The sequence below is a fragment of the Hymenobacter algoricola genome (assembly GCF_039539525.1).
GTDB classification, from domain to species: Bacteria; Bacteroidota; Bacteroidia; order Cytophagales; family Hymenobacteraceae; genus Hymenobacter; species Hymenobacter algoricola.
On sequence record NZ_BAABDH010000002.1, the window covers coordinates 88,850 to 108,184 of the forward strand.

The 19,335-nt window shown below is 63.8% G+C and carries 15 protein-coding genes and 1 pseudogene; 11 read left to right on the forward strand and 5 right to left on the reverse strand.

Annotated elements, in window-relative coordinates; translation table 11 throughout:
- Positions 1–21: 21 nt before the first annotated feature.
- Positions 22–1,215 (reverse strand): helix-turn-helix domain-containing protein, encoded by a 1,194-nt coding sequence (locus ABD842_RS00410; RefSeq protein WP_345108455.1) that lies wholly within the window; start codon positions 1,213–1,215, stop codon positions 22–24.
- 207 nt (positions 1,216–1,422) lie between these two features.
- Here ABD842_RS00410 and ABD842_RS00415 point away from each other — a divergent pair, with 207 nt between their 5' ends.
- Both ABD842_RS00415 and ABD842_RS00420 read left to right on the forward strand, forming a co-directional pair.
- Positions 1,423–1,887 (forward strand): hypothetical protein, encoded by a 465-nt coding sequence (locus ABD842_RS00415; protein WP_345108458.1) that lies wholly within the window; start codon positions 1,423–1,425, stop codon positions 1,885–1,887.
- A gap of 95 nt (positions 1,888–1,982) precedes the next feature.
- A complete protein-coding gene (locus tag ABD842_RS00420) occupies positions 1,983–2,690 on the forward strand; it encodes a YetF domain-containing protein (RefSeq protein ID WP_345108461.1) in 708 nt (235 codons plus the stop codon).
- Between the two features lie 154 nt (positions 2,691–2,844).
- Here the strand turns inward: ABD842_RS00420 and ABD842_RS00425 are convergent.
- A pseudogene (locus ABD842_RS00425) lies at positions 2,845–4,035 on the reverse strand (serine hydrolase domain-containing protein).
- Between the two features lie 97 nt (positions 4,036–4,132).
- Entirely contained in the window at positions 4,133–4,843 is a 711-nt protein-coding gene (locus tag ABD842_RS00430) for a hypothetical protein (RefSeq protein ID WP_345108464.1), read from the reverse strand.
- Positions 4,844–4,979: 136 nt separating this feature from the next.
- On the opposite strand from ABD842_RS00430, the gene serA reads away from it, so the two are divergent.
- Entirely contained in the window at positions 4,980–6,881 is a 1,902-nt protein-coding gene (serA, locus tag ABD842_RS00435; protein WP_345108467.1) for a phosphoglycerate dehydrogenase, read from the forward strand.
- Between the two features lie 10 nt (positions 6,882–6,891).
- A complete protein-coding gene (locus ABD842_RS00440; protein ID WP_345108469.1) occupies positions 6,892–7,515 on the forward strand; it encodes a hypothetical protein in 624 nt (207 codons plus the stop codon).
- A gap of 25 nt (positions 7,516–7,540) precedes the next feature.
- On the opposite strand, the gene ABD842_RS00445 is transcribed toward ABD842_RS00440, so the two are convergent.
- Positions 7,541–8,893 (reverse strand): D-alanyl-D-alanine carboxypeptidase/D-alanyl-D-alanine-endopeptidase, encoded by a 1,353-nt coding sequence (locus tag ABD842_RS00445; protein ID WP_345108472.1) that lies wholly within the window; start codon positions 8,891–8,893, stop codon positions 7,541–7,543.
- A gap of 274 nt (positions 8,894–9,167) precedes the next feature.
- Here ABD842_RS00445 and pyrG point away from each other — a divergent pair, with 274 nt between their 5' ends.
- From pyrG to ABD842_RS00475, 6 genes are all read left to right on the forward strand, one after another.
- Complete coding sequence (gene pyrG / locus ABD842_RS00450) at positions 9,168–10,814, forward strand: CTP synthase (RefSeq protein WP_345108475.1); 1,647 nt, start codon at positions 9,168–9,170, stop codon at positions 10,812–10,814.
- Between the two features lie 353 nt (positions 10,815–11,167).
- Positions 11,168–13,042, forward strand: coding sequence for a membrane protein insertase YidC (gene yidC, locus ABD842_RS00455; protein ID WP_345108478.1), 1,875 nt, complete (start codon positions 11,168–11,170; stop codon positions 13,040–13,042).
- 134 nt (positions 13,043–13,176) lie between these two features.
- Entirely contained in the window at positions 13,177–13,710 is a 534-nt protein-coding gene (locus ABD842_RS00460; protein ID WP_345108480.1) for a DUF6438 domain-containing protein, read from the forward strand.
- A 303-nt stretch (positions 13,711–14,013) separates the two neighbouring features.
- Entirely contained in the window at positions 14,014–14,787 is a 774-nt protein-coding gene (locus tag ABD842_RS00465) for a hypothetical protein (protein ID WP_345108483.1), read from the forward strand.
- Positions 14,788–14,823: 36 nt separating this feature from the next.
- A complete protein-coding gene (locus tag ABD842_RS00470; RefSeq protein ID WP_345108485.1) occupies positions 14,824–15,888 on the forward strand; it encodes a sensor histidine kinase in 1,065 nt (354 codons plus the stop codon).
- A complete protein-coding gene (locus tag ABD842_RS00475) occupies positions 15,863–16,612 on the forward strand; it encodes a LytR/AlgR family response regulator transcription factor (protein WP_345108487.1) in 750 nt (249 codons plus the stop codon). Before ABD842_RS00470 ends, ABD842_RS00475 begins: the two co-directional genes overlap by 26 nt.
- Before the next feature lie 2 nt (positions 16,613–16,614).
- On the opposite strand, the gene ABD842_RS00480 is transcribed toward ABD842_RS00475, so the two are convergent.
- Positions 16,615–18,282, reverse strand: coding sequence for an ABC transporter substrate-binding protein (locus ABD842_RS00480; protein ID WP_345108490.1), 1,668 nt, complete (start codon positions 18,280–18,282; stop codon positions 16,615–16,617).
- 207 nt (positions 18,283–18,489) lie between these two features.
- On the opposite strand from ABD842_RS00480, the gene ABD842_RS00485 reads away from it, so the two are divergent.
- Positions 18,490–19,296 carry a ParA family protein gene (locus ABD842_RS00485; protein WP_345108493.1) on the forward strand — a complete coding sequence of 269 codons (807 nt, stop codon included), beginning with the start codon at positions 18,490–18,492 and terminating at the stop codon, positions 19,294–19,296.
- The last annotated feature ends 39 nt before the right edge of the window (positions 19,297–19,335 follow it).

The window sequence follows — 19,335 nt, forward strand, 5'->3', positions numbered from 1 at the left end:
GTCCCGAATCATGATGTGGGCCTACGCCCGCGCGTCGGCGGGGTCGGGCCGGGGGCGGTAGTCGCTCGGAGCCACGCCGGTAAACTGCTTGAAGATGCGGTTGAAGGTGGTCTTGGAGTTGAACCCGCACTCGAGGGCAATGCCCAGCAGGGTCAGCCGGGCTACCTCCGCGGGCTGGACCAGCCGCCGCTTCACGGCCTCGACCCGGTAGTGGTTGACCACCTCGTTGAAAGGCCGGCCAAACCCGGTGTTCACGGTAAAGGAAATCAGCCGCGGCGCCAGCCCGGTGTGGGCCGACAGCTCGGCCAGGGTCAGCGTGGGATTCAGGTAGAGCTGCTCGTCTTCCAGGGCCCGGCGCAGGCGCTCCAGCACGGCCGGGTCGGCGGCGGCTACTGCCCGCGGCTCGGTCACGGCCGGGGCGGCCACGTCGGGCTCCCGCCGGGGCGGGGCGGGTTGGGCTGCGGCCGGCGGCAGCTCTGCCGGGGCGGCTACAAAGTGGACGGTTCGCATATCGGCCTGGCGCAGCCCCACGAAGCCAATCAGCAGCACGACCCCACCCAGCAGCCAGGTGGAATAGTCGTAGATGTAGTAGACGTCGAAGAACTCGCGCAGCACGACCTCGGCCAGCCACTGCCCACTCACCAGGGCCAGCACCAGCAGCAGGCTCCGCAGCCAGTAGAGCCGCAGCTGGGAGGTTTCGGAGAAGTTGTCGGCCAGCCAGCGGCGGTAGCGGCCCAGCAGGCGCAGGCAGCAGATCAGGTACACGACCAGTGACAGCCAGGTGCCGACAAACTCGAGGCGGTAGGTGTAGGGCCGGTGCACGTGTTCCCAGAACCAGAGCCGGAACGGGTACGGCTGAAACCGCAGCCACCAGTACAGCCCCGCCTGCACCAGCACCGGCCCGAAGTGCCAGAGCTGGGCGCTCCGGGGCCGGAAATCGTGGTTGACCAGGCTCTGCACGTAGAAATACAGCAGCGGGCCGAAGGCGAAGGAGTAGTAGATGGGCAGAAAATACCAGTCCGGGTTCTGCCCGTAGATGTTGGCCACCCGGAAGAACCCGTCGAGCACCCACAGGGCAATGGCCAGCAGCAGCAGCGCCAGAAACCGGTTGGGCATGCGGTTGTGCCGGGCCGCCCAAAGCAGCCCGGCCGCAAACAGGGCCTGGGCCAGCACGGCAAACAGCACCACGACATCGGGAGAAACGGCAACCTGCATCCGACAAAGAACCGCTTTTTTGCGAAGCGGTTGGGTGGCCCGCCAGGGTCAGGGCCCCGGGCGGTGGCCCGCAGAAAAAAGTGCGGCCGACCAGGTGGCGGAGGCCGGCAAATCTTCCCGGCCGGCGGAGTCTGCCGCGCTGGTTTTTTACGTACCTTTTGTAGCCCGCGCAAACCGCCTTTACCATCCTTCCCTCCTCCCGCTGCTATGGTAAGACTCTTACTTTCTGCTCTGCTGGCCTTGCCCCTGCTGGCCCCGGCCCAGACCCGCCGCGCCGCCCGCCCCACGACCACCACTACGGCGGTAACGACCAGCGCCCAGGGCTCGACGCTGCAGGTTACGGGCGTCTGCGCGGTCATCTACGCTCCCAATCCGGCCAAAATGAACCGCTTGCGCCAGCAGTACGGCGAAAGCAACATCAACACCAGCGCCGACGACAACCACATCTTCGTGGCCAGGTCGCGGGCTTACCTGCAGGAGAAGGGCCTCCGGGTGGTAGAAACGACGGCGACGCAGCTGCGCTTTACCACCGCCGCCGGGGCCACCACCGTGCTCGACATCAGCGGCCTGGCCTTTTCCTGGGGCCTGCTGCTGTTCAATGGCCGCAGCGCGCCCCAGGAAGCCAACCTGGCCGACCCCGCCACCGACGTGCAGACGGTGATGAAAAAGTAAGGCGTACTGCCCTCGGCCGTCGACAGCCGGCAGGTTCAGCAACGAGGCCGGGCGTAGCTGCGTTAGGGGAGCAGCTATTTCCTCACCCCGTGTTCTTGGCCGCTGCAATCCACCCCTTCGATTGGCAACGCATCCTGTTTTCGGACGATGCGCCCCCGCTGTTTTTGCTGGAAGTAGCGCTGCGCTGCCTGATCACCTACGTCATGGTTATCGGGGCCCTGCGCGTAACGGGGCGGCGCGGGGTGCGGCAGCTGTCCATCTTCGAGCTGAGCATCATCCTGGCCCTGGGCTCCGCCGCCGGCGACACCATGCTTTACCACGACACGCCGCTGCTGCACGCGGCGCTGGTATTCGTAATCGTAACGGTACTCTACCGCTTTTTCAACTGGCTGACGGAAAAGCTGCCCCGCTTCTCCGACTGGCTCGAGGGCGCACCGGTGCTGCTGGTGGAAAATGGCCGCATCTGCCTCGCCGCCTTCCGCAGCCAGAACCTGACCCAGAAAGAGCTGTTCGGCGAGCTGCGGCAGATGCAGGTCGAACACTTAGGCCAGGTGCGCCGGGCCTACATCGAAGCCACCGGCGACATCAGCGCGTATTTTTATGCCAATGAGGATATGCGCCCCGGTATGCCCATCTGGCCCGAGCGCCTGGAGCAGGGGCGTCGTCGCGTGGAAGAACCCGGCCCTTACGCCTGTGCCACCTGCGGCCACGTGCTGGAGCTGCCCCGCGGGGGAGTAGCCCGCTGCCCCGAGTGCCACGAAGACCAGTGGATTCGGGCCTGCGCAACAAAGCGGGTGGCGTAGCTTATGCGTCGACGACGGCCTGAGCGCAGATAGTTGCAGCTCGTGGCCGGGGTAGCACGAAGCTGCTGCTACCGGCGCCGTTGCGGTGGGTCGGCCGATACCCCGGGCAGCCGTTGCGCGCCCCTCGCTCCCGTAGCTGGACGCCGCAACCACGCTAATCGGTTGGGTGGTTATAGGGCACATAATTCTCCCACTGCCACGGCGTAGTCTGGTCCCCGAGCAGCTTCTCCAGCAGCTCCCGGAATAGCTTGTCGGCGTTGGAGCTGTTGCTCAGCAGCAGCAGCGCTTTGTTGCGGTTGCCAAAAACTACGCTGTGATTTTCCCAGCCGTCGTCGTGCCCCTCCTTGAAATACGCCGGGCCGTAGGGCGACTCAAACGTGCCCCAGCCCAGCCCGTAGCTCAGCTGGATGGTGCGGTTGCTGTCGGGGGCGGCGACGGTGGCCAGCGGGCCGAACTGCGCTTGGTAAGGAATCCGGACCTGGGCCCGGATCATTTCGGCCTTGGCGGCTGAGCTCAGGCCCTTGCCCTGCATCACGGCGGCCAGAAACGTGGCGTAGTCGGCAGGTGTGGTTTCCAGGGAGCCCGCGGCCCCGGCCTTGGTACGCCGGCGCTTGGGCAGCGGCTGGCCCTGCTCGTCGTAGCCGATGGCGTAGTTGGCATCGAAGGCCGGCTGCCACACGTAGCTGGTGCGCGTCAGGCCCAGGGGCCGGAAAACCCGCTCGGCACTCAGCTCCGTCAGCCCTTGCTGCATGATGGTTTCCACCACCAGCTGCAGCAGCTGGATTCCTTCGCCCGAATACCAGTACTGAGTACCGGGCGCAAACCTGAACCGCAGCTTTTCGTCGGGCGCGAGCCAGCGCTAGTTGGGCAGGCCCGTGGTGTGGGTCAGGCACTGGCGGGCCGTAATCTGCTGCCAGCGCCCATCGCCGGCCAGGTCCTGGTAGGCCTCGTAGTTCGGCAGGGGCTTGCTTAGGTACTGGTGCAGGGGCCGGTCGAGGTCGAGGCGCTTTTCCGCCACCAGCTGCATGACCAGGTAGGCAAACACCGCTTTGCTGAACGAGGCCCCGTACATGGCGGTGCTGGTTTCCAGCGGGGCGCGGGTTTCCAGGTTGCGGTAGCCGTAGGCTTTCAGGTAGCGCACCTTGTTGTCTTCCAGCAAAGCCACCGCCAGCCCCGGTACCCGGGCCGAATCCATCAGCTGCCGCACGAGCCGGTCGATTTCCGGACCGCGCAGCCGGCGGCCGTCCAGGGTGCGAAAAGTGGTGTTGGCCTGCGCCCCGGCCCCGGCCGGCAGCAGCAACAGCAACAGGCCCACCAGCAGGCAGCCAGCAAGAAGGGTTTTCATAGCGCCGCGGGGTGAATCCGGGGCCAAGGAAATCAATTTGGCCGATAGTACGGTCCGCCCCGGCTGGCTATGGGCTGCCCCGCCCGGCCCCGGGCGGCTAGGTTCCGGAAATCCGGTACGCCAGCCCCAGTCGGAACACCTGCGAGTATACTTTGCCGCTGCCCACGCTGCCCTCCCGGTAGTCGTTGAGCCCCTGCGAGTAGCCCACCGACAGGCCGGTACGCTTGTAGTAAGCCGTCAGGTTGAGGCGGACGCGCCCGTCGAAGTTGGGCCGGGCACCCAGCCGGCGGTCGGTGGTGTAGGTTACGCCCTGCCCCGTCTTCGCCTCTCCGGCTTCCCGGTTGCGGAGCAGAATGCCCAGTTCCGGGCCAGCCGTCAGATCCACCGCCAGGGCTTTGACGGCAAACCGGCGCCCCCCAAACGGGTGCACGTTGATAAAGTACCGCGCAAAGCGGGTGTGCCCGGTGGTGCTGATGCCCGCGTCGCTGTCGGTAAAGACGTTGGCAATCTGCACCCGGCTGCGCAGGGCCTCGTACCCGGCCTGCACTCCGAACAGGCTGTGTCCGGCCCCCACGCGCTGCACCTGAGTGGCCGCGCCGTAGCTCAGGCCGGGCTGCCGGCCGTAGGGATTTATAGTATAAGCTGATGACCGGAAGGCAGGCGGGGCAACAATGATGGACGTGGCGGTGCTGCCCGTGCCCCGGAACGCAGCCAGCCCGGAGGTGAGCTGCAGCGAGAATTCGGTTTGCTGGCCGTAGCCGAGCTGGGCCAGCAGCAGGCCCAGCGTCAGCAAAGAAATGCTTTTCATAAGTAGTGGATTGAAGGACGAATGGCGTTGAAGGGAGCGGCAGCCCGCCGGCAAAGGTTGTAAGAGCGGCGGGATATTTTTTCCGCGGGAATTTTTCGCCGGGCCAATGCCATTTCCGCCCGATATTACCGCCCTTATGCCGACTCCGACCCCGCTGCTGCCCTACCTCATCATCGACTTCGACAGCACCTTCACCCAGGTGGAAGGGCTCGACGAGCTGGCCGATATTGCCCTGCAGGGCCACCCCGACCAGGAAAAAGTAGTGGACCAGATCCGGGCCCTCACCGACGCGGGCATGAGCGGAGGGCTGAGCTTTTCCGAGTCGCTGCAGCAGCGGCTGGCGCTGCTGCCGGCCCGGCGCGAGCACCTGCCGCTGCTGGTGGCCCGGCTCAAAACCAGGGTTTCCGACAGCATCGTGCGCAACCGCGGCTTCTTCGAGCAGTTTCCGGGCCGTGTCTACATCGTCAGCAGCGGCTTTCGGGAGTTTATCGAGCCCGTGGTGGCCGACTTCGGCATCGGCCCCGACTTCGTGCTGGCCAACACCTTCACCTTCGATGCCGACGGCCGCATCACCGGCTTCGACCCCGACAACGTGCTCAGCCGCGACGGGGGCAAGATCGAGCAGCTGCGCCGCCTCGACCTGCACGGCGACGTGTACGTGCTCGGCGACGGCTACACCGACTACCAGATCCGCGAAGCCGGCCTGGCCAACCGCTTTTACGCCTTCACCGAAAACGTGAGCCGCGAGGCCGTGACTTCCCGCGCCGACGAAGTGGTGCCCTCTTTCGACGAATTCCTGTACCAGAACAAGCTCCCGATGACCCTCAGCTACCCCAAGAACCGCATCAAGGTGTTGTTGCTCGAAAACCCCGACCCCCGCGCCGCCGAGCTGCTGCGCGCCGAGGGCTACCAGGTCGATACCGTGCCCGGCGGCCTCGACGAGGACGAGCTGGTCCGGCAGATTGAGGGCGTGAGCATCCTGGGCATCCGCTCTAAAACCCAGGTCACGGAGCGGGTGCTCGACGCCGCCAACCGCCTGATTGCCGTGGGCGCGTTCTGCATCGGCACCAACCAGATTGACCTGACGGGCTGCATGCAGCGCGGCATTGCTGTGTTCAACGCGCCCTTTTCCAACACCCGCTCGGTGGTGGAGCTGGCCCTGGGCGAAATCATTGTGCTGGCCCGGCGCATCCCCGAGAAAAACCCCAAGATGCACCGCGGCGAGTGGGACAAGTCGGCGCGGGGCGCGTTTGAAATCCGGGGCAAGAAGCTCGGCATCATCGGCTACGGCAACATTGGCTCCCAGCTTTCGGTGGTGGCCGAGGCCGTGGGCATGCAGGTGCTCTACTACGACGTGGCCGAAAAGCTGCAGCTGGGCAACGCCGTGCGCTGCCGCACCCTGGAGGAGCTGCTCACCCAGGCCGACGTGGTGACGCTGCACATCGACGGCCGCCCGGAAAACGAGAACTTCATCGGCGCCCGGGAGCTGGCCCAGATGAAGCCCGGGGCCCTGCTGCTCAACAACGCCCGCGGCCATGTGGTGGATGTGCCGGCCCTGGCCGCGGCCCTGCGCAGCGGCCACCTCGGCGGCGCCGCCATCGACGTATTCCCCTACGAGCCCAAAACCAACGACGAGACGTTTGAAACCGAGCTGCGGGGCCTGCCCAACGTACTGCTCACGCCCCATATCGGCGGCAGCACGGCCGAGGCCCAGCGCAACATCGCCGAGTTCGTGCCCGAGCGCATCATGCAGTACGTGAATACCGGCAACACCCAGCAGAGCGTCAACTTCCCCAACATCCAGCTGCCCGTGCAGCCCGGCCACCGCCTCATCCACATCCACGCCAACGTGCCCGGCGTGCTGGCCCGCATCAACAATGTGCTGGCCGAGCACCACGTCAACATCCTGGGCCAGTACCTGAAAACCAACGAGCACATCGGCTACGTGATTACCGACATCGACAAGGAATACGACCAGGAAGTAATCCAGGCCCTGCGCAAGGTCGAGCACACGATTAAGTTTCGGGTGCTGTATTAAGGGCAGTTGTATGAATCTATCTAAAAAAGCTCATTTAGCGGACCTGCGGTCAGATATTGCTCAGGCTGCGGCCAGTGGTAACGCGGAACGCCAGAAAACTTTACGGGCGCTGCTGTCCTGCTGGAACAGAAAGGAAAGCTTTCTGCCTTTCGCTCCTCTTCTGGAAGATGGTACTGACCGGGACGTACAGTATTTCGTCGCAGATGCTTTTGCCTATGCCAAGGACGAGCAGGTGCTGGTGCCACTCATGCAAGCGGCCGTAGCACCCGTCAATCACAACTACAGCTCGACCCTTATCTGGCCCTGCGGTAAGTATGACTGCACGAAGCATCTGGCCTTCTTTGTCGACTTTATGTTGCGGTGCGCTGATCCGGGTGAAGCAATGTGGGCTTGTGTGGATGTTATAGAAGCCATGCGAGGCCCGTTCGAGCCTACTTACCTCAAGCACACTGTGCATCGCTTATTAACCGAGGAAAATCCGGCCACTGAGGCTGATATGCGGGTGCAACATGAGGTATTCAGGGTTCAGGCTGCCTCTGCCCTACTTGACAGGTACTATGTCCAGGTTCATAAGCAGTGGGATGAAATTGAAACCCCAGCCGCTGGCAGCGAAACCCCCGCCCCGGTCGGCTAAGCTTCCGTTTCCGGCGCTAGTAGCGTTACAGTCGTTCACGCACTTGCCCCAGCACCCGCTCCATCTCCTTGCGCACTTCGCCGGTGGGTACTACGTGGTGGTTGTTCATGAAGGTGAAGGCCAGCAGCCGGCCCCGGCGGGTGCGCAGGTAGCCGCTGAGGTTGTGCACGTTGGTCAGGGTGCCGGTTTTGCCCCAGAGCCAGGGGCCTTGCGGGTCGCGGTACACCCGGCGCAGGGTGCCGTGCCCGCCGCCGGCCGCCAGTAGGCTCAGCAGCCGGGGCTCGGGCACTTCCCGGTGCAGCTTGAGCAGCAGGGCCGTCATGGTCCGGGGCGTGGCCAGGTTCAGGCGCGAGAGGCCCGAGCCGTCGACCCACTTTACGGGGTCGGGCAAATCGAGCAGGAAGCGCTGGCGCACGGCCCGAATCGTGCGGTCCGTACTCAGCGAATCCGGGGCCAGCTGGGCCGAGCACATCAGCAGCAGCTGCTCGGCCAGGAAATTGTCGCTCACCTGCAGCATGCGCCGGTAGAGCGAATCGACGGGCAGCCCGCTCAGCGTCCGGATGCTGTCCTGGGGCGGCAGGCGCCACGCCAGCGGCTGCACGGGCCGGCGCAGGGTGTCCTGGAGCAGCCGGAGCAGCAGCTCGGGGCTGGTGCGGAACGGCGTCTCGTCAATCCAGTTCCTGGTGAAGGGCAGCACGAAAAACCGGTTTTCGAGCGCGGCCCGCCGCACGTGGTCGGGGCTGCGGAAGCTGGCCGGCGCGGGCTCTACCAGGGCGCTGAAGTCGCGGGGCAGCACCCGGGGACGCTGGTTGGGCTGGGCGTAGAAGCGCACCGTGTGGCCGTAGATGGGAAAGGGACCCCGCTCGGGCGAGAAGTAGTAGTTGTAGTCGTCCCAGCTCCAGCCCGGCCCGAAGGCCTCGACGCAGGGAATGGCGGAGTAGAACAGCTTTTCGGGGCGGCTCTGCAGAAAGGCAAACGCCCGGCGCGAGGGCACGTCGCCGTGGAGCAGGGTCGGGTCGCCGGTGCCCCAGAACAGCAGGGAGTCGTGGCGGACCACGTAGCGCAGGCTGGGCAGCGAGTCGCCGAGCAGGTGCAGGCCGGCGTAGAGGCTGAACAGCTTCATGGTGCTGGCGGGGGCGAAGTACTGGTCGGAATTCAGCTCGTAGAGCTGCTCACCGGTGGCGGCGTCGGTGATACAAAGGCCCACGTGGTGCTGCTTCAGCACGGGTGAGGCGCTGATGAGCTTGTTGAGCCACTGCGGACCTTTGCCCCGGCGCAGGGCCTGCTCGGCAGCCTGCCCGTCGTCGCCATTGTGCCCGGCAGCCGGGGCAGGAAAGCTGGTCGTCAGCAGGAGCAGGAGCAGATAGCAAGGGCGCATAGCACGGGCGTTTGGGGCGCGCAATATGCAGTCTTAAGTTTTAATATCAATGTTTATTACATCCAATTTAATCATAGCACTTTATTACCTTACACTTAAAGTATAGAATTAATTAAAAACGCGCTTTTACAGCTGCGCTTCTATGGCTGGCAGGAGCACCCCAGTTTTTCTAACGGTTCCGCTGGCGCCTTCCCTCCTCCCCTGCCCGGGCCGGGGCCCCTATCTGAAATAAGCGCCGGCCGGCCCACATATTTGAGTAGCTTTGCGTCCTGTTATGCCAGACAGAACCCCCACCCCCGCGACTACCGCCAAGTACATTTTCGTCACCGGCGGCGTGACTTCCTCCCTGGGTAAAGGCATCATTGCCGCCTCCCTCGCCAAGCTGCTCCAGGCGCGCGGCTTTCGGGTCACCATCCAGAAGTTCGACCCCTACATCAACATCGACCCCGGCACGCTGAACCCCTACGAGCACGGGGAATGCTACGTGACCGACGACGGGGCCGAAACCGACCTCGACCTGGGCCACTACGAGCGGTTCCTGAACGTGCCGACCTCCCAGGCCAACAACGTGACCACCGGCCGCATCTACGACACGGTCATCCGCAAGGAGCGCGAGGGCGCCTACCTGGGCAAGACCGTGCAGGTAGTACCCCACATTACCGACGAAATCAAGCGGCGTATGCTGCTGCTCGGCGACCATGCCGACTTCGACATCGTCATCACCGAAATCGGGGGCTGCATCGGCGACATCGAGAGCCTGCCCTTCGTGGAGGCCGTGCGCCAGCTGCGCTGGGAGCTGCCGCCGAACGACTCGGTCGTGATTCACCTCACCCTGCTGCCCTACCTGGCCGCGGCCGGGGAGCTCAAGACCAAGCCCACCCAGCACTCGGTGCGCGACCTGCGCGAGGCCGGCCTGCAGCCCGACATTCTGGTGTGCCGCTCCGAGCACCCCATTCCGATGGAGATGCGCAAGAAGATTGCCCTGTTCTGCAACGTGCAGATCAACTCCGTCATCGAGGCCCTCGATGCCGACAGCATCTACTCGGTGCCCCTGCTCATGCTCAAGGAGCACCTCGACGAGCGGGTTATCAAGAAAATGCGCCTCACCGGCGGCAGTGCCGCACCCGACCTGGAAATCTGGAAGGACTTTTTGGGTCGGCTCAAGAACCCGACCGAGGAAATCACCATTGCCCTGGTGGGCAAGTACGTGGAGCTGCCCGACGCCTACAAGTCCATCAACGAGGCTTTCGTGCACGCCGGCGCCCTGAACGAGTGCAAGGTGACCGTGCGCAGCATCCAGAGCGATAATATCACCCCCGACAACATTGCCCAGCTGCTGCACGGCGTCGACGGGGTGCTGGTAGCCCCGGGCTTCGGTGAGCGGGGCTTCGAGGGTAAGATTACGGCCATTAAGTACGTGCGCGAGAACCGCATTCCGTTTTTCGGCATCTGCTTAGGAATGCAGTGCGCGGTGGTCGAGTTTGCCCGCAACGTGCTGAAAATGGAAGGCGCCTCCTCCACCGAAATGGATGCCGCTTCGCCCTACCCCGTCATTGCCATGATGGAAGAGCAGAAGAACATCACCCAGAAAGGCGGCACCATGCGCCTGGGCGCCTACAGCTGCGAGCTGCGCAAGGGCTCCAAGGCGGCCAAAGCTTACGGCCGCAACCACATCAGCGAGCGGCACCGCCACCGCTACGAGTTCAACAACCAGTACCTGCAGGCCTTCGAGGAAGCCGGCATGATTCCCTCGGGCGTCAACCCGGATACCGGGCTGGTGGAAGTGGTAGAGCTCACGGGCCACCCGTGGTTTGTGGCCGGGCAGTTCCATCCGGAGCTCAAAAGCACGGTGCAGAACCCCCACCCGCTGTTCGTGCGCTTCGTGAAAGCCGCCATCCAGCACCATAAGAACGAGATTTAAGCTTGTCTCACTTTTTTCGGCTGTCATCCTGAGCCTGCGAAGGACCTTCCTCTTTCTGCCCTGTACATCTCTTTTCAACGTCCAAAGCCCTTCGCCCGCAATGGTGAGGGGCTTTGCTCGTTTCAAAGGGCCGGCAGTGGCGACGAGGAAGGTCCTTCACTCCGCTGCGCGCCGTTCAGGATGACAGACGGATTCCTGGCGGCTCCTGCCAAAAATACCGGCTGGCGAATATTCTTCTGCCAAAGCTGAACTTTGCGGTGGCTCGCCGGATTTTTGAAGCGGGCCGTGCTTTCGCGTACCTTTGCGTTTTGCGGCGCCCGGCGCCCGTTACCTTTTCCAGTCAGTACCCTTCGATGGACAAAAACCAAGCAACCGGCCTGTTTCTGATTTCGGCCTTGCTCCTCGTCTACCTGTTCTTCTTCGCGCCCAAAAAGCCCGAAGACCAGCCGGCTGCCAAAGCCACGACCACCACGGCCGCCGCCCAGCCCGGCGTGGCCCCCGCGGCCCCTGCTGCTCCCCTCGACTCGGCCACGGCCGCCCGCACGCTGGGCGCGTTTGCCACCGCGGCCCAGGGCACGGCCCAGCAGGTGCAGCTGCAAAACCCCAACCTGACGGTTACCTTTTCGACCAAGGGCGGCCAGATCGAAGCCGTGCGGCTCAATAAGTACAAAACGTTTTTCGGTAAGCCGCTGGATCTGCTCGATGCCCAGAGCGCCCGGCTCGACCTGAACTTCCGCACCATTGCCGGCCAGAAGATCAGGCTCTCGGACCTGTACTTCCAGCCCACGGCCGTAGCGCCGGCTTCGGTGGGCGAGCGGAAAGGGCAGAGCGTAACCTTCAGCGCCGAGGTGGCCGGGGGCCGCGTGGAGCAGGTATACACCCTGCTCGACGACTCCTACGAGCTAGGCTACAACCTGCGCATGCCGGGCCTGGCCAGCACGCTGGCCAAGGAGCCGCTGACTTTCTCGTTTGTGGACCGCGTGCGGCAGACCGAGCAGGATGCCCCGCAGAACCGCAACCACAGCACCATCAACCACTACCTGGCCGCCGACGACCACGGCTCGTTGGCCGAAGCCTCGGAAAACCCGGAGGAAATCATTGCCTCGGGGCCGGTGAAGTGGGCCGCCCACAAGCACGACTTCTTCATTGCCGGCTTCATTGCCGACAATCAGTTCACGACCGGCAAGTTCAACTCCCGCGTGGACCTGGGCGACTCGACCTACCTCAAGACCATGAGCACCACGCTCACCATTCCGGTGGCCGACGTGGAGCAGAACAAGGCCGGCTTCCGGTTCTATTTCGGGCCCAACTCGTTTCCGGTGCTCAAGGCGGTGACGCCGCAGTTTGAGCGCAACGTGTACCTGGGCTGGGGCATCTTCCGCTGGGTCAACCAGTTTGTGGTGCTGCCCGTGTTCCACTTCCTGGAGCAGTTTATCGGCTCCTACGGCGTTATCATCGCCATCCTGGTGCTCATCATCAAGCTCGTGACCTGGCCCCTGACCTACAAGACCTACGTCTCGCAGGCCAAGATGAAAGTGCTCAAGCCCGAAATCGATGAGCTCAAGGAAAAGCACGGCGACGACCAGGCCAAGGTGCAGAGCGAGACGATGAAGCTCTACTCGGCCTTCGGGGTGAGCCCGCTCAGCGGCTGCGTGCCCACGCTGCTCACCATCCCGATTGTGCTGGCCATGTTCCAGTTTTTCCCCAACGCCATCGAGCTGCGCCAGGAGCATTTCCTGTGGGCCAAGGATTTGAGCAGCTACGACGTGTTCCTGAAGCTGCCCTTCTACGTGAAGTGGTACGGCGACCACGTGAGCATGTTCACGCTGCTGATGACGGCCTCCACTCTGCTCATGACCTGGCAGAGCAGCCAGACCAACACCCAGATGCAGGGCCAGATGAAGGTAATGGGCTACGCCATGCCCATCGTCTACATGTTCGTGCTGAACAGCTTCTCGGCCGGCCTGACCTGGTACTACTTCGTGTCGAACATGATTACGTTCGGCCAGCAGTTCATCACCAAGGCGTTTGTGGATGAAACCAAGCTGCGCGCCCAGCTCGAAGCCAACAAGGTGAAGAACAAGGACAAGAAGCCCGGCGGCTTCCAGGCCCGCCTCGCCGAAGCCATGCGCACGGCCCAGGAGCGCGAAGCCCAGGCCAAGCAGGGCGGCAACGCCGGCGCCCCCGACAAAGCCGACAAGCCCAAGAAGCCTACCCGCCGCTCGTAGCCAGGCAGGTTAAAATCAAAAAGCCCATCCGTTTCGGCAGATGGGCTTTTTTTGTTGCTTCTTGCGCCGGCTTCATTCGTGGTTCGGTTTTGGAATCAACCGGGCAATCCTGCTTCTCCCTTCTTCTCTTCCTTATGCGCCTGCTCCCAACCCTACTGCTCGCCCTCACCGTTTGCGCTACCTCGGCCTGCGCCCAGCGCGCCACGCCCACCAGGCCGGCGGCCAAAACCACTAAGGCGAAAGCCAAGCCCGCGCAGAAAACGGCGGCCCAGACGCAGGCCGCGCCGGTTATCGTGTTCCGGAAAACCTCCTGCCTGGGTCCCTGCCCCGAGTACGAGGCCACCATCTACCCCGATGGCCGCGTGAGCTACATGGGCCGCAGCAACGTGCCGAAGATGGGTGCCCACGAGTTCAGGCTGGCGCCGGCCACCGTCAAAAAGATGCTGGCCGACGCCCAAAGCCTGGGCTTCCGCAAGCTCAACGACCGGTACACTACCAAGAACGTGGCCGACCTGCCCTCCACTTTCCTCAGCATCCGCCAGCCCGCGGGCACGCTCAAAACCGTGCAGGTAGAGGACGCCGCCCCCGCCGGCCTGCAAGCCCTGCTCGACTACATCAGCCAGGAGCTGGACAAGATTTCGGGCAACATAGCCCCGGTTAGCCGCTAGCCGGCAGCGGTGCCCGACCAGATTGATAAGAGGCCGATAAAAGAGGAGCAACCCGGCACGCGCAGCCGGGTTGCTCCTCTTGCTTTCTGCGCCCTCCCGCAACCGGCCATTCCCAGGTGATTCTGACCGAGGCCACAGGCGGCTGACCGTACACTAATGGGCTCCGCCGCCGGACACGGGCATCTGCTTACCCCCGGATTTCCGGCACTCCCACGTTTTTTCCGGCATTCCCGCGAATTCACCGGCTTTCGAGGCCGCGCCGCGCCAGCTTTGGGTATCCTTTCACCCTTTAGCCTCCTTTTTATGGATACCAACAAGCTCGCCCGCGACGTCAAATTCCTCAAAGCCTACGCCCTGACGATGACCCTGGTGCCGGCGGTGGCCCTGCTCTGCGCCTTTGGCAAACCCGATAAGCCGGTGCGGTTCCAGGAAATATCGGTGGAGCGCCTGAACCTGGTGGAGCGCGACGGCACCGTCAAGATGATTATGGCCAACAAGGCCCGGTTTCCCCAGGGCGTCACCATCGACGGCAAGCACACCGACTACCCGCGCACCAACCCCGGCATGCTGTTCTACAACGACAAGGGCGAGGAGTGCGGCGGCCTGATCTTCGGCGGCCAGCAGGACAAGGACGGCAAGGTGTCGGCCGGGGGGCATTTTTCCCTGGACCGCTTCGGCCAGGATCAGGTAGTGGCCCTCACCTACCAGCAGCAGGGCCAGGGCTACACGGCGGGCCTGACCTTCAACGACGCCCCCGACGAATCGATGACGGCGGTGCAGGAGCGCTACAAAAACGCTACGGCCGAGGAAAAGCAGCAGGCCCAGCGCGAGGGCAAGCTCGGGCTGCAGCCCCGGGTGTACATGGGCACGACCCGCAGCCGCTCCTCGGCGCTGGTCCTCAACGACCAGCGGGGCAGCAACCGGGTGATGCTGATAGCCAACACCGAGCAGTCGACGCTCGACTTCAAGGATGCCCAGGGCCGCGTGCGCCTCACTATCGGGGTCGATTCCCACAACCAGCCCGTGCTGCGCTGCTTTGATGAGGCCGGCAAGGAAACCCGGCCCGCGGGCCTGTAGGCACAAAGTCAGCTCCTCGCTTATCTTGCCGCTCTGATGCGCAAAAAGCCCTGGTTTTACGTGTTCGTGTTCGGTTTGTCGGTGCTGATGGCCGTTTTCATCCGCCTGACCATGGCTCCCACCGCGGCGGATTTCCACCTGTTTCCCGACGCGCCCATCTGGATTTTCCTGCAGGTGCTACTCGGCATCTACCTGCTCGATAAGCTCCACGCCCGCTGGCAGCAGCGCGGCCACCCGGCCAGCAGCACCCGCTATTACTTCCGGCTGCTGCTGGTCGGGGGCACCGGCTTTCTGTTGCTCAGCCAGGGCCTGAGCGGGGCCGCGGCCCTGTTGCCCATGGGCCAGCCCTGGAACTGGTCGTGGTACGGGGCGGTGCGCAGCCTGCTGTCCGACGTGTTTTTGTATTTACTGGTCAGCGGCGTGTACCTGCCCTTTCTCTACCAGCAGCACGCGGCTGCCAATGCGGCGAAAGTGGCCCAGCTGGAAAAAGAGGCCGTGCGGGCCCGGCTGCTGGGGCTGCAGCAGCACGTAGAGCCCCACTTTCTGTTCAACAACCTCAATATTCTGGCGGCCCTGATTGAGCCGGCCAACGCGGCCGCCCACGACTATGTAACCCACCTGGCCGGCCTGTACCGCTACCTGGTCCAGACCCGGGAGCAGGAGCTGGTTCCCGTAGCCCAGGAAGTAGCTTTTGCCCGTGATTACTGCTACCTGCTGACTAAGCGGTTTGGCGCGGCCTACTGCTTTGAGGAAAGCCTGCACCTGACGTCCGACGAGCTGCAAAACCTGCTCGTGCCCCCCGGGGTGCTGCAGGAGCTGCTCACCAACGCCGTGAAGCATAACCTGGCCAGCCGCGCCCGGCCGCTCCAAATCTACCTGACCATCGCGGGCACCACGCTGACGCTGCGCAACAACCGGCAGGTGCGCCCGGAGCCGGGAGCCGGCGCCCGGAGCGGCCTGCCGGGGCTGCGGGCCCGCCTGGCCCTGTTCACTGATACGCCCGCCGTGGTGGACGACGAGGCCGATTTTTTTGCCGTTTCCCTGCCCTTATTGTCGCCCTTAGCTTTAGCCGACTATGCAACTCCTGATTCTGGAAGATGAAGAGCCCGCGGCGGAGCAGCTGCGCCGCTTTGTGCAGCAGTACAACCCCGCGGCCCGCATCGTGGGAGAGTGCCAGCAGGTGAGCGAAGCCGTGGACTACCTGCGTACCCACCCGGCCCCCGACCTGATTCTGTCCGACATTGAGCTGCTCGATGGCAACGTGTTCCGGGTGTTTGAGCAGGTGGCGGTCAGCAGCCCCATCATCTTCATCACCGCCTACGACTCATTTCTGGTGCAGGCCTTCGAGCAGAACGGCATCGGCTACGTGCTCAAGCCGGTGCAGTACGCGCAGTTTGCCGCCGCCATGCAGAAATACGAGCGGCTCCGCCAGGCCCTGCAGGGGGCTGCCCTCCAGCAGCTGACGGCGGCCTACGCCCCCGCCCCGCAGTACCGGCAGCGGCTGGTCAGCAAGTCGCGCGCCGGCCTGTACGTGCTGCCGGTGGCCGACATCCCCTATTTCCAGCTCCGCAACGGCGTCACCCACGCCGTCGATGGCCAGGGGCGGGCGTTTGTGCTGAATGAGACTTTAAGTCAGCTCGAAGCCCAGCTTGATCCGGCCGCTTTCTTCCGCCTCAACCGCACCGAAATCGTGCAGCTCAGCGCCATCGAGCGGCTCGAAGCCTATTTCAACGACACGCTGATAGTGCACCTGAAGGGCCAGACGCTGACGCTGACCAGCAGCACCCACCGCACGCCCGAGCTGCGCCGGTGGCTGACGGCCTAGCGCTACTCCTTCCGCACCCGCTCCAGCACCAGCTGGTTCATCGGGTTCGGGGCCAGCCCCCGGATGTTGTTCTGGGTCAGGCGTACTACTTCATCATAATACAGCGCAATAACCGGGCACTCGTCCACCACGATGCGGTCCATCTGCCGGTACAGCTCGTAGCGCTTTGCCACGTCCTGCTCCAGGTTGGCCCGCTCGTAGAGCTGGTCGTAGGCGGCGCTTTGGAAGTGGGTTTTGTTGGGGCCGGCCGGGGCGAAGTTCTTGCTGTAGAACAGGGCCAGGTAGTTTTCCGCGTCGGGGTAGTCGCCGAGCCAGCTTTTGGTGAAGAAAGCCGCGCGGCCGTTGTCCACCATTTCCTGCTGGGCCCCGCCCTGGTTGATGTCGATGGCCACCTGCACGCCCACGTCGGCCCAGTTTTTCTGCAGGTACTCGCACACTTCCTTGCGCTCCACCAGCGTGCTCAGGTGCAGCGTCAGCGGCCGGGCCGGCCCGTAGCCCGCCGCCTGCAGCAGTGCCCGCGCCTTGGCAGGCTGGTAGGAATAGCCCGGCACCAGCTTGGCGCTGTACGAGGGCAGCGAAGAGGGCACGAAGCCCGAGATGCCCGGCACGCCCACGTTATTCAGGAAGTAGGCAATCAGCTCGGGCTTATTCAGGGCATAGTTCAGGGCCTGCCGCACCCGCTTGTCGCGCAGGGCCGGGTTAGCGGCCTCCCCGCGCAGGTTGGTGGCGTCGAGCTGGAAGCCCAGGTATTCGGTGTTCAGATAAGGCGTCTTTTCCAGCCGGAACTTGCCCCGGAAGTCGGCGCGCACGGTGCCGTCGGGGTGCAGAATAAGGTCCCGGCTGCCGGCGCGGATGCCGCTCAGAAAGTCCAGCTTGCCCTGCTGGAAGGTCAGAAATTCGGTTTTGCGGTCCTGAATAAAGCTGATCTGCACCGCGTCGAGGTAGGGCAGCTTCTGGCCCCGGGCGTCGTGCTTCCAGTAGGTCGGGTTGCGGTGGTAGATGATGGCGTTGCCCTCGTCCCACTCCCGGAACCGGAACGGGCCCGTGCCCACCGGATGGGCGCGGAAGTCCTTGCCGTACTTTTCCACGGCCTCGCGGGGCACCACGTAGGCGTAGGGCATGGCCAGAATCCCCAGAAACGGAATAAACGGCTCCTTTAAATAGACGCGCAGCGTGGAGTCGTTCAGGGCCTTGAAGCAGGTGTCGGCCGGTTCGCCGGCGGCGTTTTCGAGTACTTTGCCCCGGAAAATCCAGCCGCCGGGGCTGGCCGTGGTCTTATCCAGCAGGCGCCGGAAGCTGTACACGAAATCCGGGGCCGTCACGCGGCGGCCTTTGCCCCCGGCAAACACCTCGGCGTCGTGGAAGCGCACGTCGGGCCGCAGCCGGAAGGTGTACTGCTTGCCGTCGGCCGACACGTCGTAGCTCCGGGCCACCGACGGCACCGGCTGCAGGGCCGAATCCAGCTCCACCAGCCCGTTGTAGAGCTGGGTCACGGCCCAGATGTTGGCCTGCCGGTTGGAGAAGGCCGGGTCCAGGGAGGTCAGCGACTCGGGCTGGTTGTAGCGGAACACGCGCCGCGCGTCGGTGGGCTGGTCGGGGCGGCCGCAGCCGGCCAAGGCCGGGAGCAGCAAGGCAACATAAACGGCAAAACGGCGCGCAGACGAAAGCATGGGAACGGGGGAATCACGTATATTTGTCAGACAAAGGTATCCGGCTGACGGCTATTCGCTGGCGGCAGTTGGCTTTTCGCTCTTTCTGTCGGGCTTCGGCCCGATAAGCGACGAGCGAACGGCCCGGGTTCAATCACTGCTGCCTTCCAGACTTCAATCCGACAAGCTAACCGCTAACAGGCAGCAGCTAACCGCTTCTACACACACATGGGAAAAATCATTGCGGTAGCCAATCAGAAGGGCGGCGTGGGCAAAACCACCTCGGCGATTAACCTGGCGGCCAGTCTGGCGGCCCTGGAGTATCGCACGCTGCTCGTGGATGCCGATCCGCAGGCCAACGCCACCTCCGGCGTGGGCTTCGATCCGAAAGACATCGAGAACAGCATCTACGAGTGCATGGTCGACGGCATCAACGCCCAGGACATCATCCTCCAAACCCAGGTGCTGCCCCACCTCGACCTGATGCCTTCCCACATCGACCTCGTGGGAGCCGAAGTGGAGATGATCAACCTACCCAACCGGGAGGAGAAGATGAAGGACGCGCTGCGCCCGCTGGCCGAGCTCTACGACTTCATCATCATCGACTGCTCCCCGTCGCTGGGTCTGATTACGGTAAATGCCCTCACGGCCGCCCACTCGGTCATCGTGCCGGTGCAGTGCGAGTATTTCGCCCTCGAAGGGCTGGGCAAGCTGCTCAACACTATCAAGATCATTCAGAGCCGCCTCAACGAGGAGCTCGAAATCGAGGGCATCCTGCTCACCATGTACGACGTGCGCCTGCGCCTGAGCAACCAGGTGGTGGAAGAAGTGAAGCTGCACTTCCAGCAGCTCGTCTTCGACACCATCATCCCCCGCAACGTGAAGCTGAGTGAGTCGCCGAGCTTCGGCATCCCCGTCATTCTGCACGACGCCGAAAGCAAGGGCAGCATCAGCTACCTGAACCTGGCCCGCGAAATCGTGGAGAAGAACATCGTGGCCAGCGCCCCGGAAGCGGCCGAGGATACGGCGGCGTAGGATTTTCCTGCCCGAATTTCTAAAAAGGCCGGCAATTTT